This is a genomic window from Desulfovibrio gilichinskyi (assembly GCF_900177375.1).
In the GTDB taxonomy this organism is placed as follows: domain Bacteria; phylum Desulfobacterota; class Desulfovibrionia; order Desulfovibrionales; family Desulfovibrionaceae; genus Maridesulfovibrio; species Maridesulfovibrio gilichinskyi.
Map to the genome: position 1 here is coordinate 433,922 of NZ_FWZU01000001.1, position 14,317 is coordinate 448,238.

The 14,317-nt window shown below is 42.3% G+C and carries 14 protein-coding genes; 5 read left to right on the top strand and 9 right to left on the bottom strand.

What is annotated here, in order from left to right; translation table 11 throughout:
* The first annotated feature begins 82 nt into the window (after window positions 1-82).
* The 3 genes from ilvC to infA all read left to right on the top strand — a co-directional run bounded on the left by ilvC (window position 83) and on the right by infA (window position 2,031).
* Entirely contained in the window at window positions 83-1,078 is a 996-nt protein-coding gene (gene ilvC / locus B9N78_RS02045) for a ketol-acid reductoisomerase (protein ID WP_085097595.1), read from the top strand.
* Between the two features lie 284 nt (window positions 1,079-1,362).
* On the top strand, window positions 1,363-1,629 hold the full coding sequence (locus B9N78_RS02050; protein ID WP_085097598.1) for an RNA recognition motif domain-containing protein: 267 nt from the start codon (window positions 1,363-1,365) through the stop codon (window positions 1,627-1,629).
* Window positions 1,630-1,812: 183 nt separating this feature from the next.
* Window positions 1,813-2,031, top strand: coding sequence for a translation initiation factor IF-1 (gene infA / locus B9N78_RS02055; RefSeq protein WP_085097601.1), 219 nt, complete (start codon window positions 1,813-1,815; stop codon window positions 2,029-2,031).
* A 102-nt stretch (window positions 2,032-2,133) separates the two neighbouring features.
* Here the strand turns inward: infA and tsaA are convergent, their stop codons facing one another.
* The 6 genes from tsaA to B9N78_RS02085 form a co-directional block, all read right to left on the bottom strand.
* On the bottom strand, window positions 2,134-2,520 hold the full coding sequence (gene tsaA, locus B9N78_RS02060; RefSeq protein ID WP_085097604.1) for a tRNA (N6-threonylcarbamoyladenosine(37)-N6)-methyltransferase TrmO: 387 nt from the start codon (window positions 2,518-2,520) through the stop codon (window positions 2,134-2,136).
* Between the two features lie 141 nt (window positions 2,521-2,661).
* Entirely contained in the window at window positions 2,662-3,660 is a 999-nt protein-coding gene (gene thiL / locus B9N78_RS02065; protein ID WP_085097606.1) for a thiamine-phosphate kinase, read from the bottom strand.
* A gap of 9 nt (window positions 3,661-3,669) precedes the next feature.
* On the bottom strand, window positions 3,670-5,796 hold the full coding sequence (locus tag B9N78_RS02070; RefSeq protein ID WP_085097608.1) for an ATP-dependent helicase: 2,127 nt from the start codon (window positions 5,794-5,796) through the stop codon (window positions 3,670-3,672).
* 167 nt (window positions 5,797-5,963) lie between these two features.
* Window positions 5,964-7,250: an alkaline phosphatase family protein gene (locus B9N78_RS02075; RefSeq protein WP_085097611.1), complete on the bottom strand. Its 1,287-nt coding sequence runs from the start codon at window positions 7,248-7,250 to the stop codon at window positions 5,964-5,966.
* A 46-nt stretch (window positions 7,251-7,296) separates the two neighbouring features.
* Window positions 7,297-8,178: a DUF2156 domain-containing protein gene (locus tag B9N78_RS02080; protein WP_085097614.1), complete on the bottom strand. Its 882-nt coding sequence runs from the start codon at window positions 8,176-8,178 to the stop codon at window positions 7,297-7,299.
* Window positions 8,171-9,559 carry an MATE family efflux transporter gene (locus tag B9N78_RS02085; protein ID WP_085097617.1) on the bottom strand — a complete coding sequence of 463 codons (1,389 nt, stop codon included), beginning with the start codon at window positions 9,557-9,559 and terminating at the stop codon, window positions 8,171-8,173. Before B9N78_RS02085 ends, B9N78_RS02080 begins: the two co-directional genes overlap by 8 nt.
* 205 nt (window positions 9,560-9,764) lie before the next feature.
* On the opposite strand from B9N78_RS02085, the gene B9N78_RS02090 reads away from it, so the two are divergent.
* Window positions 9,765-10,157: a winged helix-turn-helix domain-containing protein gene (locus tag B9N78_RS02090; protein ID WP_085097620.1), complete on the top strand. Its 393-nt coding sequence runs from the start codon at window positions 9,765-9,767 to the stop codon at window positions 10,155-10,157.
* A 78-nt stretch (window positions 10,158-10,235) separates the two neighbouring features.
* Here B9N78_RS02090 and B9N78_RS02095 read toward each other — a convergent pair whose 3' ends face one another.
* Genes B9N78_RS02095 through B9N78_RS02105 form a run of 3 tightly spaced genes read right to left on the bottom strand, consistent with a single transcriptional unit; the run spans window position 10,236 to window position 12,777 of the window.
* Window positions 10,236-10,790, bottom strand: coding sequence for an HDIG domain-containing metalloprotein (locus tag B9N78_RS02095; RefSeq protein WP_085097622.1), 555 nt, complete (start codon window positions 10,788-10,790; stop codon window positions 10,236-10,238).
* Between the two features lie 51 nt (window positions 10,791-10,841).
* A complete protein-coding gene (locus tag B9N78_RS02100) occupies window positions 10,842-11,798 on the bottom strand; it encodes an ABC transporter ATP-binding protein (RefSeq protein WP_085097625.1) in 957 nt (318 codons plus the stop codon).
* A 16-nt stretch (window positions 11,799-11,814) separates the two neighbouring features.
* Window positions 11,815-12,777 (bottom strand): ABC transporter ATP-binding protein, encoded by a 963-nt coding sequence (locus tag B9N78_RS02105; protein ID WP_085097628.1) that lies wholly within the window; start codon window positions 12,775-12,777, stop codon window positions 11,815-11,817.
* Window positions 12,778-12,912: 135 nt separating this feature from the next.
* Here B9N78_RS02105 and trmFO point away from each other — a divergent pair, with 135 nt between their 5' ends.
* Window positions 12,913-14,235 (top strand): methylenetetrahydrofolate--tRNA-(uracil(54)-C(5))-methyltransferase (FADH(2)-oxidizing) TrmFO, encoded by a 1,323-nt coding sequence (gene trmFO / locus B9N78_RS02110; RefSeq protein ID WP_085097631.1) that lies wholly within the window; start codon window positions 12,913-12,915, stop codon window positions 14,233-14,235.
* Window positions 14,236-14,317: the final 82 nt, after the last annotated feature.

The following is a 14,317-nucleotide window of genomic DNA, read 5'->3' on the forward strand; positions in this document are numbered from 1 at the left end:
CGACAAGTTTTAACACGTATTTAATCTGTCGGAAAAATATAATGTTTTCGTGTCCGATGAAAGTGAAAATCAGGAGAAAATAATGAAAGTTTATTATGAAAAAGATGCAGATTTGGGACTTTTGAAAGACAAAACCGTAGCCATCATCGGTTATGGTAGCCAGGGCCATGCTCATGCTCAGAATCTACGTGATTCCGGTGTTAAGGTTGTTGTTGGACAGCGTCCCGGAGGCCGTAACTACGACCTCGCTAAAGAACACGGCTTTGAGCCTGTAAGCGCAGCAGAAGCTGCAGCCGCTGCAGACATAATCATGATTCTTCTACCTGATCAGGTTCAGGCAGCAGTTTACAAAAGTGATATCCTTCCGAACCTTAAGCCCGGAAATATTCTTGCTTTCGGTCATGGTTTCAATATCCATTTCGACCAGATTGTTCCTAATGCTGATAATGATGTCATCATGATCGCTCCAAAAGGACCGGGTCACCTCGTTCGTCGTACTTTTACTGAAGGCGGAGCTGTTCCATCTTTGGTTGCAGTTCATCAGAATGTTTCCGGTAAAGCTCTTGATCTCGCTCTTGCTTATGCAAAAGGTATCGGAGCAACACGTTCAGGTGTTATCGAAACAAACTTCCGTGAAGAAACAGAAACTGACCTTTTCGGTGAGCAGGCTGTGCTTTGCGGTGGTGTAAGTGAACTTATCAAAGCCGGTTTTGAAACACTGGTTGAAGCTGGATATCAGCCTGAAATGGCATATTTTGAATGTCTGCATGAACTTAAATTGACCGTTGACCTCATTTATGAAGGTGGTCTTTCCAACATGCGTTATTCAATCAGTGATACCGCTGAATATGGTGATCTCACTCGCGGACCTAGAGTTATCAACGCTGAAAGCCGTAAAGAAATGAAGAAAATCCTTTCTGAAATTCAGCAGGGTGAATTCGCTAAAGAATTTATCGTTGAAAATATGTCTGGGAAAGCTCATTTCAATGCAATGCGTCGTCTAAACGCAGAGCATCAGGTCGAAACAGTCGGTGCAGATCTTCGTAAGATGATGAGCTGGCTCAAGAAAATAGCTTAGTTCTTTTTAGATTATTATATATATAGCCCGCATGAAAAGGATGACTTGTTCGTCTTTTTTATGCGGGCTATTGCTTTTTTTGTTATAAGGGTATAAAGGGGCTAATGAGGATGCCAGATTTCAGCATAATATCATAGATTGTTTTTATAGGTATTTAGTTGAATTGATTTAAGGTCTTGGGATGTTCCAAAGGCTGTAATCAGTGGGTCGGATCGAGCAAACTGAATCGGGAAGGCTGTCTGGTCTAGTGTTTAAAGATGCAACGTTTTATGGAGTTTTGAGAGATGTCTAAAAACATTTACGTGGGTAATCTTCCTTGGAATTCTTCCGAAGAAGATGTCAAAGTTGCTTTTGAAGAGTTTGGTGAAGTTATTTCTGTTAAGTTGATTACTGATCGTGAAACAGGCCGGCCTCGTGGATTCGGTTTTGTTGAAATGGAAGATCAGGGCGCACTGAAAGCGATTGAATCTCTTGATGGAGCCGATTTTGGTGGACGTAATCTTAAAGTAAATGAGGCCCGCCCACGGGAAGAGCGTCCAAAACGCTGGTAATTCGTTCCGATTTGGTATAGAGCCCCTTTGGGCTGATGAGATTTTAGAGTTTCATCAATTCAAATTATACCTAAAGACAGTCTTGTTATAAATTTCCGATATCGGGAATATCAAATAAAGCCTGCTGTCGCTTAAGCGTTAGCGGGCTTTTCTAATTCAATTTTTAAAAATCGAGAGATTATTTTGGCAAAAGAAGAAGGAATTGCAGTTAATGGAACCGTTGAGGAAGCTCTCCCTAATGCTATGTTTAAAGTCGAGCTTGAAAATGGTCATGTCGTTCTGGCACATATTTCTGGGAAAATGCGCAAATTCCGTATCAGAGTTATGCCCGGCGATAAAGTCACAGTTGAACTTTCTCCATATGACTTGACTCGCGGCAGAATTACTTATCGTCCCCGCTAAATTCCAGTCGGCAGGTTTTAGCTGTTAATATCTCGCTAAAATCTTTCCACACGCGGGGTCGGTCAGTTAGATCGGCCCCGCGGGAAAAGCTGTGAGCCTGTCTTATGAATTTTTAATGTCCAGCAGGGGCGTTCCGTCGATTGCCTCAAGCGGATGAACTTTGATTTCTAGTCCATTTATACTGCTGACTGTCACCGGATGAATTCCAATTGGATTTGGGCGATCCGGGGAGCGTGTAGAAAAAACTCCGCGCTTTGGATTTGATGTATTTCCGCGAGGGTGGACTTTTAAACAATTTCTGTCTGCTTTATGCAGCCATGTAAGCAGAACTATTTCCATACCCGGTTTCAGGCCGCCCATTGCGTCAGAAAATTCTTCTTTAATCTGGATAACAGCTTCAATCCCGCCTTCATTTCCCTGCTTAGGCGTTTCTTTTCTTTCTTTAAAGTCCGATTTTATAAAGCCGATTATTTTCAGTTCAGTATCCATATCTGATCCTTACAAATCCGTGGTTGCTTAAATTTTTTATTTAAAATGTATTTAAAAGTATTTAAGATTCACCCAAAGATTTAGCTGATAAAAGATTAGAAGAACAAAATATCTGCTGATCTTAAAATTTATTTTTAACAATTAATCAGAAAAATGGTCAAATCCTTTTTGGGAATATTTTTTACCGTTCAGTAAAATTTCAGCCTTCTCCGTTAGCACGCCTATGGGGATTAATCCTGCGATGTTATCTGCTATTTCCTGAAATTTATCAGCTGATGCAGCTCCTAATAGGGCGTAATCTTCTCCGCCTAAGAAAGCCTGTTCTTCCGGAACTATTCCTTCTGACTTAGCAAAATTTATAACTTCCTCATGCAGAAGCTCTCCCGTTAAGGAAATTTCAGCTCCAAAGGATGTTTCGCAGCAATCGATAAAGCGGGGCAGGTCACGAGCCAGTCCATCAGATAAATCCATTAGACCTTTTACGGCAGAGTAAGTTGAAAGTGCGTTGCCGATTTTAATTTTTACATTAGGCCGTAAATGCGCCTGTGTGCTCGCGGGGCTTTTGCCGGCAGCAGTCACGTCGTTTCGCTCCAGAAGTTGCATCCCAGTGCGTGCAAGGCCCAATGAGCCGTGTATGAAAAGAATATCGCCAGGTTCAGCATTGCCGCGGGTTAAAAATTTACCTTTAGATTTTGAAGAAAGTTTCCGGTCCTGATATGGAGAGCCCCATACCGTGACTGATATTCCGAGCGAAGACCCTTTGCACAGGTCGCCGCCGACAAGAATCAGCCCGTGAGTGTTTGCCAGCGTTGCCATTTCTTTCAGGAGCGCGTCCCAATAATTTTCATCTAGTTCCGGCGGGATAATTAGGCCCAAAGCAAAACCTTCAGGAACTCCGCCCATTGCAGCAATATCACTTATGTTCACTGCCAGAGCTTTGTATCCGATGTCTGCCGGTGAGAAGTATGAACGACGGAAATGAACATCTTCGAGAAAGAGATCTTTGCTCATACAAAGTTGACCGTTAGTCTGCAAAATTGAGCAATCGTCTCCGCGGCCCAAAGTTACATGCCCGTTCACAGCAGGAAAGTATTTGTCGATGATAGCTAGAAAATCTTGTTCGGAGTTTAATTTTTTCATTTTTTTAGCCTATAGAAGCTCAACAAAGTCTTCGACAATTACCTTAACACCAAATCCTGGGAAATTGATTTTAAGTTTATTGGGGTCAACTTTTTCGATTATTTTGCCGCGTCCGAAAATTTTATGATTGCAATGTCCTAATTTCTGCGGATTGGTGATTTTTCTCGGCCCAGAGGAAGCCGTATAACTTGGTTCTGCTTCAAAAGACGGAACAGCCGCAACCTGTTGTTTATTCATCCCTCCGGAATACGATTCATGCAACTCATCAAATAAATAATTATCAAGTTCACGTATAAACGGACTTGGAACTGCCGGTTCATTAAAGTCGGAGTTTTTGCGGTAAAGTGATGCCGGAGCAGAAAGAATCAGCTCTTCTTTTGCTCTGGTGCAGGCAACGTAAAGCAGTCTGCGTTCTTCTTCATATTCAAGAGGCTTGTGCATTGATTTTCTCGAAGGGAATCTGTCTTCCACCAAATCGATAATTATTACAGCTTTCCATTCAAGACCTTTTGCCGAATGAATGGTGGAAAGAGTTACGAGATTTTCCTGTGTTTTTTCTTCTTGATGCTGATCAGGATCAAGGCACATATCTGCAAGGAAATTATCAAGATCTGTGTAGTTGTTCGCGATTTGTAAAAGCTGGTCAATCCCGGCTTCGCGTCTGGGATAATCGTCAGGATACGTCGCAACAAGTATAGGCGTATAAAGAGGTATAATAACTTCAAGTGATGTCGAAGGGGATGATCTCTTTTCCCGCAATCCATCAATGTCAGCAAGAATATCCTTCAGCAGAGAATATTTTTTTATATATTTTTCAATGGCTTTAATATCGCCGGAAATAACAGTGTTTGCAATTTTCTGGGCCGTTTTAGGGCCGACTCCTTTGATATGCCCGAGGCAGCGTTGCCATGCGATAATATCCGCAGGATTCTCGATAAGTCTTAAAAATGACAGCACATCTTTAATATGCGCGGCTTCGTTAAATTTAAGTCCGCCATATTTTTTATAACTTACGCCCAGTCTTTTAAGCGCAACTTCCAGTCCGTAACTTTGGTATCCGGCTCTGAAAAGCACCGCAACTTCTTCAGGTCCGTGTTTTTTCTGCAATTCTATAATGCGGTCCAGAATTCTTGTAGACTGGCTGAAGTCACTTAACGGGATCATTAACTGCGGTTTTTTACCCCAAGTCTTTTCAGTGAACAGTTTCTTGTCAAATTTATTCGCCGCCCCGTCCAGAATTGCATTGGTAATATCAAGTATAGGCTGAGTTGAGCGGTAATTCTGTTCAAGGCGAACTATTTTTACATTGTCAAAAATATCAGGAAACTTGAGGATATTAGTTACGTCTGCTCCTCTGAATGAATAAATGGACTGAGCATCATCACCTACAGCCATGATATTGCCGTCTTTACCTGCCAGATGCTGCACAATGCGGGCCTGAACAAGATTGGTATCCTGATATTCGTCCACCATGATATATTGGAAACGGCTGCGTAATGAATTTCTTAAAAATTCGTCTTTCGCCAACAGTTCTTCGAGATAAAAAAGAAGATCGTCATAATCCATTAAGCCGTGCTGCTTTTTGTAGATGGTATACCCTTCAGCAATCTGCTGCATTTCCTGCCCGTAACAGGCTAGATGGAAAGCTTCAGAATTCAGCAGAAAATCGATGGAGACCTCTTTGTTTCTGGATTTGGTGACCATGTCCAGAAGGGTAGCTTTCTTGGGGTAAGAACGATCTTTCTGTCCGAATCCGAAATTACTTTTCACTTCCCGTATTACATCTTCACAATCGCCACGGTCCATAAGCGTAAAACCGTTTGGAAAACCTATTTCAGCGGCATTCTGGCGCAGGATAGAGAATGCAAAAGAATGGAACGTTCCGCCGTTGGTTCCGGTCAGCGGTCTGCCTAGAATCTGTTCGGTTCTAGTTAACATTTCCTGAGCGGCTTTACGGGTGAAGGTCATCAACAGTATTGATTCCGGCGGGATGCCTTGTTCAACAAGCCATGCAAGTCTGTAAACAATGGTTCTGGTTTTTCCACTGCCGGCTCCGGCGATAACAAGTACCGGACCATGTGGATTTGTAGCGGCTTCATATTGTGCCGGGTTCAGTTCTTTTTTGAAATCGATCATTATTTTGTGTGTCTCCGGCGGGCATGGGGATTTGCCCTATGCTCCCCTGTCAAAGGGGATAATCCCCTCAGAAAACCCTGTTAAGGGGAGGGGTTTTTAGTAAAGATATTTATTAAAAAAGCGTTTTGTCAGCTGATATCGGCAAGAACCGGAAATCCGTTCAAAGGTTAGTCTTCAAACCAGTTTAAGACCATTTTCCCTGTGTCGCGCATCAAGTCTGCCTGTTCTCCGTCAGAGCTATAGAAAAAAGCATCTTTGCGGGTGTGCGTTCCTGTTCTTCCGAAGAATCCGTAAATATCATTTCGGTCGAATTTGGCTTTAAGGTCGAATCCGGGCTTTGCTGTGCAAATCAAATCAGGTGGATTACCAATTGCATTGTCACCGTATAGCTTTGTTCCTGTGTGAACGGATTCCATTACTTGCTGTCCGTTAAACTCAAGCTTCATTAGATCAGAAGCAATTGTTTCGGCTATAGACTCCGCATCGCACTTGTTTACTTGTCCTCTGTCAAAGTTCTCAGCAGTGTGAATATAAATTCTGCCCGGATCAAGCGCAAAAGCTTTGCTTTCGTCACTGACAGCTGTGGAGTCCCATTGATCATCCGGAGTATGTCTAAAACTTAGAAGTCCTTTTTGAATGAGGAATGCGTTGAGGTCAACCTCGGTTTCCAGTGATGTGAATCCATGATCCGCAAAAGAGATAAGTTTTTTCTTGCCGGGTAGAGCTTCAAATCTATCAAGAACACGCCCGATTGCGGCGTCCCATTTAACCATGAAGTCCATACAAATGGAGTGCAAGGGGTGAGCTGCGTCTTCAAAAGCAGGGTATAGAAAATGGAAGAGCCTGTCTGTTTCGGTAAACACAATCACAAACAGATCCCATGCAAGATCGTTCCAGAGCATTTCGAATGCCTTCAGTCGGCATTCGAGTGTTCTGCTAACTTGATCAATCAGATACTCTGGGGCCATTAAACCTTTGGTTGTGTCAGCTTCTAATATAAACCCTGAACTCTTAAGCGGCCCCAGCAGAAACGGCGGGTAAACGGCTTTTTCAAGTGAATCAGCCACAAATCCTGAAATAAGCATTCCTCTCAGCGGACGAGCAGGATAGGTATTTGGAAGGTTAATCACTTTGCTGACGAACCCTTTTTTACCGATCTGATCGAAAATAGTAGCACCGTATACGTTATCGAAGTTGTTTATGGATAACGTGTATGAGCTTCTATCTAATTTAGTAAAACCGTAAATACCGTGAGCTTCAGGGCCATCCGCAGTGAAGAAGGAAGTCCAGTTTACAGGGGACAGGTCCGGCACTTCTGCTGTCAGAGGCGTATTTTTACCCGCAATTCTACTAAGATTTGGCAGCTTGGCAGCCATTTTAACAGCAAGAGATGCCGGAAGTCCGTCAAGACCCAGAACAACGAACCTCTTGCGTTCTGTTGATGTCAGAATCATTTAATTTACCTTATCAGGCTGCAATTAAAAGCTGGAATTTATAAACCTAGCGGACAGTAATTTCGTATTTTTTCATAAAATCAACTTGATTGTATGAAAGTTTGGCTTTTCTCAAGCCTGGCTCTCCAAGATCCTGTTCGCGGTTGACAAATTTTTTGTTACCTGCTGAATTTTCAAGGAACATCTGGTTGATAGCCTGATATACACCTTTAAAATAGGTGTTTCCTTTTTCAAAATGGATGACGATTGTATCTTCGCCTAATGGTTCCGCTATCGTGTAGGCAATTATACGTCCATCAATGCGCAAAGTTCCACCTGTGAGATGCGTTATGGTATCCATTTCTTTCAGGACTTTTGAAATGGCTTCATTTTCAGCAACAAGTGCGGGGGAACTGTTGTTCTCTTCCTGCCAGCGATACCAGTCGAATTGCATTTCAAGTACTTCTTCTACGCAGTCAGGAGTAATTTCTCTATATTCGAAGTTATAGTTCTTAATAAATTGATGAAGCAGATTCTTTTTCTTATGAAATTTTTTGCCGCGAAGTTCTATTAATTCTTCGACTGAATATACATAGTCAAAGTGGTCGCGGTTTTCTTCCAGTACGATTTTATCCCCGAATATTGCTTGTAAGTGCATAGCAAGTTTTTCAGGGATTCGGGTGAACTTGGTTCCGGGGGTGTTCATAAGTTTGCACTTCTCCCAGTCAACGCTTTCCCAGTTACCGAGAGGAGCCCAGTGAATCAGTTCCGGCTTAGTCTGCCTGATCCACACAAGATCGTCGGAGCAGTTCAGTTCAAGACCGTAGTAATCTGTCCATCCCCAGATGTTGGCAAAAGTATAATCAGATGTAAGCTGACCGCATTCTTTTAGAACTTTATCAAATTTTTCTTGGCAACAGAGAGTTATCGGGTTGAATTTGTTATCCATGTTTAATCCTTTTTTTATTGCTGCTCATACTGAATCTCTGCCAGTCACAGCGTGAAAAAACGTAAAATATTATTGAGGCTTGAACAATCTGGGAAATAAGCATTGCTATCCAGATACCTGTTGCAGAATGCATGACTTGGTGGCCGAGATAATATGCAAGCGGGAGTCTGAGTCCCCATATTGTAAAAGAAAAAATAAATAAGTTGTATAAAGTAGCTCCGGCTCCGTTAAGCGCACCGGCCATAATCATGGAGGTCAGTGTGAACGGAATAGCCAGTACATTGTAGAACAAGTAGTTTACAGCTTCATCAAGCACAACTTTATCAGGTGCAATGAGAGCTGTTATCGGCCTTATGTAAGGCCATATTCCCAATGCCAGAAGGCTTAAGAAGAGGATTCCTAGACCAAGTATTCTGTAACCGAATTTTTTTGCTTCTTCCGGCTTACCGTCTCCCAGGTAATGTCCGATAATAATCGAAGCTGTCATATTAAAGGCAAACGCAGGGAGGAAGATAATAGATTCTATCTTAATACCTGCCGCCATACCTGCAAGAGCTATAACATTATCAGTCGAAAGGCTGGCTGTAATGGAATACAATACCAGATATCCGGAGTGCCAGACAAGCTGCATAAGTCCGCTCGGCCATGCAACCTTAAATAAATACGGAAAAGCCTTGCGGCACCACTTAAGCGGAGCAAAAGATTTTTTGCGAAGCGCGCCTAATTTATAGAGCAGAAACACATTGAATATTGCGCCGGCTGAAATGGAGTAAAAGGTTGCAAGGGCAACTCCTCTATACCCCATATCGGGTAAGCCCCATAGTCCAAGTCCAAGCCCGAGGTCTAAAATTGTATTAAGAATAGTTACAATGACCATGCTGTAGAGTGGCAGCAGAACTTTTTTTTGTGCTCTGAAAATAGCATTAGTTATTATCAGGAGATAATAAAGTGGAAGCAGGTAGAGAAATATTTTTATAAAATATTGCATTACATGGCGCATTTCAGGCGGGACTCGCAAAATGGTCAGCATTCCGTCCCTAAGCGGGTAGCCTACTGCAAAAATGATAATTCCCAGTACCGCACCGAGTTGAAAGCAAAGCCCTATATACCTTTTAGCTCTGAGCATTCTCCCTGCACCGATTGACTGGCTTATTGCTGCGACAGATCCGTTCGCAACAGCCATACCGATGACGAGGAAAAAGAAAAGTGATTGGCTGACCATGCCCATTGAAGCCTGTATTTCACGGCCGAGTTTTCCTGCCACCCAGACATCTACAAGTCCTATCGTCAGATGGAAAAACATCATCAGAATTTGAGGCCAGGAAAGGTTCCATATAGTCTTATATGGAGAGTTGGTCATATCCGCAGTGGTCATATTCATTGAGAGATTAAGCTCCGTTGTGTCATAATATTCTGATATATCAATTAAAATATTATTTTCATTAATTTAGTTGATGAATTCATTTTGCTAAGACCATAAACTTAGTTATACTTTTTGGAAAAGCAAGGGGTTGTTTTCAGACGCGTTAATTTATGTTAAAAAAAATATATATGTGCTATGGTTTTGTTTTTCAGGAGGAAACTACATGTCAGATAATGATAAATTTTGTCCGAGAGTCAGGTTGAACCTTTGGCTGGAAACGGATGAAGGTATGCTGTTCGGTCTTGGACGATCTCAGCTTCTTGAAAAAATTGAAGAGTTGGGGTCACTTAATAAAGCTGCAAAAGAACTTGGTATGTCATATAGGGCAGCGTGGGGAAGAATTAAAAATACAGAAGAGGTTCTTGGAGATTCATTGGTACTTAAGACCAGAGGGCGTGGAGGATGCAGTCTGACGCCGCTTGGAGAACGCGTTCTTGAAGAATATCGCCAGTGGACAAAAGAAGTTGAAAATTTTGCCGTAATGACTGCACGGAAATCATTTCCATGGAAAATAGCTTCTTTTGATGAAGATGAAGAAAGAAAATTGAAAGGCTAACTTGCCTAGATATTAATATTAAAATAAAAGGGGAAGCTGTCATGCTTCCCCTTTTTTCATGAGTTTTTTTGAGGATGGTTATCCAAGGCCGACTTCCGGAGCTATTTCTTCAATTGCAGCTATCGAAAGAGCCAGAAAGTCGTTCAGGTCTAAACCGATATGTGTACATTCTTTTATAATTTCCCGGTTAACACTGGCAGCAAAGGCTTTTGCTTTCATCTTCTTTACAAGGCTTTTAGGAGTCATTCCTTTCATCCTTTCAGGGCGGATCAGAGCATTCGCATGTATGAGACCAGTAACAGTTTCCCCGCAGCGCAGTGCGAAGTCAAGGTCGGTATCAGGCTTTACTCCGTTCATTTCTGAATTGTGTGCTCTGATTGCTTTGATTGAATCTGGTGGCAGATGGTCTTCGAGGATTTGCGCTGAAATCAGTCCGTGATTTTCTGGATCTGTGCAAGTCTTGCTGTAATCAAGATCATGCAGAAGTCCGGTAAGAGCCCACTTATCCTGATTTTTACCAAGTTTAACCGCAATCGCTTTCAGAACAGCTTCAGATTCAAGCGCATGGTGAATAAGATTCTCTTCGTGGGTGTTTATATTCAGCAGGTCAAAGGCGTCATCTCTGGATATCATGTAGGTCTCCTTTCTCTTTTTGTTTGAAATTAAACAATAAAAAATAAAAAATTAATATAAGTGACAGAAGACCGTATGGCCTTCTTTAACTTCGTTACGAACAGGCTGATTGTTTTTGCATACATCCATAGCTTTCGGGCAGCGAGTGTGAAAAGGACAACCGGAGGGTGGAGCTATGGGGCTTGGAATATCGCCCATAATTGCAATATCAGCTGTCTGAATGGTCGGGTCCGGAATAGGAACAGCTTCAAGCAAAATCTGAGTATATGGATGAAGCGGATTGTGGTAAAGTTCTTCAGTAGGTGCAATTTCCATAAGTTTACCTAAATACATTACAGCAACGCGATCACTTATATGACTGACAACCGATAAATCGTGTGAAATGAAAACATAGCTGAGCGAAAATTCTTTTTGAATTTTTTTAAGTAAATTAAGAACCTGAGCTTGAACGGAAACATCCAGTGCGGAAACAGGTTCGTCACAGACTATGAGGTCGGGGTTCATTGCAATGGCTCGTGCTATGGCGATGCGTTGTCTTTGTCCGCCTGAAAATTCGTGAGGGTAGCGTTTGGCATGTTCAGGGCGCATTCCGACCTGCACAAGTAATTCTTCGACCCTCATAGAAATTTCTTTACGCGAGCCTGTTTTATGTATTCTCATTCCTTCTGAAATTATATTTCCAACTTTCTGTCTCGGGTTAAGCGATGAATATGGATCTTGAAAAACCATCTGGATCATTGTGCCTATTTTGGAAGAATCCCATTCTTGAAAAGGCTTCCCGTTAAAAAAAATCGTGCCTGAATCCGGAGCTTCCAGACCTGTAAGCAACCGTGCAAGGGTGGATTTTCCGCATCCTGATTCCCCGACAAGGCCGAGCGTTTCACCGCTTTTTACCTCAAGTGAAATGTCGTTGACTGCTTTTATAGTCGCTTTTGATAACGAAAGTATTCCGCCGCTGACGGGGTAGTGACGTTTGATATTTTTAATTTCAAGTATATTAGATGTCATTTGGGTTCCATAAGAATTACGCATGCAGCCAGCAGCGAATTTCTCTTCCTTCTTTGACGGTCAATTGTGGTGGCAGCTTTTTGCATTTATCAAAGGCATATTGGCATCTGGGGTGAAATCTGCATCCGTCGGGTAGATCATTCAACGGCGGGACGTTACCGGGAATAGGCGTGAGATCAGCGCGGCTGCCAAGTTTAGGGACAGAGGCAAGGAGTCCCTTAGTATATGGATGAAGCGGTTCTTTAAATAAATCATTAATATTTGAGCATTCAACCAATTGTCCTGCGTACATGACAGCAACACGGGTAGCTACTCTGGCTACAACTCCAAGGTCATGCGTTATGAGCATTATGGAGCCGTTGATTTTCTTTTTCATGTCATCAAGCAGCCTTAATATCTGTGCTTGAATGGTTACGTCTAAAGCTGTAGTCGGTTCGTCGGCAATGAGTATTTCTGGATTACAGGCAAGGGCCATGGCAATCATTACGCGTTGTCTCATTCCGCCGCTTAATTCATGAGGAAAGCTTTTAACTCGCGTTTGCGGGTTAGGCATGCCGACAAGAGCCAGAGCTTCTATGGCGGCTTGCTCGGCCTCTTGCTGATCGAGCCCTTTATGAAGTCTAAGAGCTTCACCTATCTGATCACCGATTTTGAAGACCGGATTGAGCGAAGTCATCGGTTCTTGAAAAATCATAGAAAGATGATTTCCCCGAATCTTTTGCATCTGTTTATCAGTCAGCAGGACTAAATCCTGATTTTTATAAATTACCTGTCCATCTGTAATTCTGCCCGGAGGATCTGGTATAAGCCCCATTATTGAAAGTGATAGAACTGTTTTACCACAGCCTGATTCACCTACAACTGCTAAAGTTTCTCCTTGCCCTAACTCCAGACTGGCATTATCCACAGCCCTGATGATTCCGTTAGGAGTAGCAAAAGATGTTGTTAAATTCTTGATTTTTAAAATTGGTGCAGTCATAAGTCAAATCTAGTCCATATGCTTGTGAAATTTGTTTGCCAGTCTTAAATTCTTTTCTTAATAAGATATCTATGGTTTTCAGCATAGTACTAATTGAGATATCTAAAAAATTCAATCGACTTTGGAGTAGACTTCGTGGAAAAAATAGCAGTTATCGGTGGTGGTTTGGCCGGATGTGAGTGTGCAATGCAGCTTGCAAAAGCGGAAATTCCAGTTGTTCTTTTTGAAATGAAACCGGATAAATACTCCGAAGCTCATCATATTCCGAGTTTAGCTGAACTGGTTTGTTCAAACTCACTTCGTTCCGGTGATTTAAGCACAGCTGTCGGCATACTTAAAAAAGAAATGGAATCTTTAGATTCAGTAATAATGAAAGCGGCTATGCAGGCCAGAGTCCCCGCAGGGTCCGCTGTTGCCGTAGACCGTGATATCTTTTCCGGTCTTGTAACCAAGGCCATTGAAGACGAAAAATTTATTACTATTGTCCGCAAAGAAATAACTTCACTTGATGACCCTGAACTTGCAGAATTTTCTAAAATAGTTATTGCGGCGGGGCCTCTGGCTTCCGAATCGTTAACTGAAAGTTTAATTGCAAAGATCGGCGGCGGACGACTTTATTTTTATGATGCGATTGCGCCTATAGTAAGCAAGGATTCCATTAATATGGATATTGCGTTCTTCGGTTCAAGGTACAAGCCGGAAGATGACGATTATTTGAATTGTCCTATGAGTGAGGAACAGTATGCGGCCTTTTTAGATGAGCTTAAAAAGGGTGAAAGAGTTGTTCCGCGTGATTTTGAAAAAGAAATCCACTTTGAAGGGTGTTTACCTATAGAAGAAATGGCTGACCGCGGTGATAAAACTTTGACATTCGGTCCTCTTAAACCTGTCGGACTGATTGATCCGCGTACCGGAGAAATGGCTTATGCCGTTGTGCAGCTGCGTGCTGAAAACAAAGAAAAAACTTCATTCAACCTTGTCGGTTTTCAGACCAAGCTCAAATATCCTGAGCAGAAAAGAATTTTTAAAATGATTCCCGGGCTTGAAGATGTTGAATTTTTAAGACTTGGCAGCATTCACCGCAATACATATGTAAATGCGCCGGAAGTGCTTGATGAGAATCTCGCCCTTAAGAGTGATCCCCGTGTTTATCTCGCCGGACAGATCACCGGAGTTGAAGGGTATCTTGAATCTGCTGCTTGCGGGCTCTGGGTGGGGCTTCTGTTAGCTCACCAGATGAAAGGGCATACTGTTCCTGCTCCTCCTCTTGAAACATCTATGGGAGCCTTGCTCGGACATTTGCGCGAGCAGAAGAAAAACTTTCAGCCTTCAAATGTGCAATTCGGCTTGATGCCGGCATTAAATAAACGTGCTCCCAAAAAAGCGCGTAAAGAACTCTACGCGAAAAGAGCTATTGAATTGTTTGATAACTGGCTTAAAGAAAATTTGACTGAATAAATATCAGTTTTTTTGTTCTTTTAAAAAGTGAAATCCCCCGAATTGAGATGTACTCAATTCGGGGGATTTATTTAATATAAGA

What these genes read in the sequence shown, in the direction of transcription:
- ilvC (WP_085097595.1), top strand. Translation starts at nt 83, where the DNA reads ATGAAAGTTTATTATGAAAAAGATGCAGATTTGGGACTTTTGAAAGAC.
- B9N78_RS02050 (WP_085097598.1), top strand. Translation starts at nt 1,363, where the DNA reads ATGTCTAAAAACATTTACGTGGGTAATCTTCCTTGGAATTCTTCCGAA.
- tsaA (WP_085097604.1), bottom strand. Translation starts at nt 2,520, where the DNA reads ATGGATACTGAACTGAAAATAATCGGCTTTATAAAATCGGACTTTAAA.
- thiL (WP_085097606.1), bottom strand. Translation starts at nt 3,660, where the DNA reads ATGAAAAAATTAAACTCCGAACAAGATTTTCTAGCTATCATCGACAAA.
- B9N78_RS02070 (WP_085097608.1), bottom strand. Translation starts at nt 5,796, where the DNA reads ATGATCGATTTCAAAAAAGAACTGAACCCGGCACAATATGAAGCCGCT.
- B9N78_RS02075 (WP_085097611.1), bottom strand. Translation starts at nt 7,250, where the DNA reads ATGATTCTGACATCAACAGAACGCAAGAGGTTCGTTGTTCTGGGTCTT.
- B9N78_RS02080 (WP_085097614.1), bottom strand. Translation starts at nt 8,178, where the DNA reads ATGGATAACAAATTCAACCCGATAACTCTCTGTTGCCAAGAAAAATTT.
- B9N78_RS02085 (WP_085097617.1), bottom strand. Translation starts at nt 9,559, where the DNA reads ATGAATATGACCACTGCGGATATGACCAACTCTCCATATAAGACTATA.
- B9N78_RS02090 (WP_085097620.1), top strand. Translation starts at nt 9,765, where the DNA reads ATGTCAGATAATGATAAATTTTGTCCGAGAGTCAGGTTGAACCTTTGG.
- B9N78_RS02095 (WP_085097622.1), bottom strand. Translation starts at nt 10,790, where the DNA reads ATGATATCCAGAGATGACGCCTTTGACCTGCTGAATATAAACACCCAC.
- B9N78_RS02100 (WP_085097625.1), bottom strand. Translation starts at nt 11,798, where the DNA reads ATGACATCTAATATACTTGAAATTAAAAATATCAAACGTCACTACCCC.
- B9N78_RS02105 (WP_085097628.1), bottom strand. Translation starts at nt 12,777, where the DNA reads ATGACTGCACCAATTTTAAAAATCAAGAATTTAACAACATCTTTTGCT.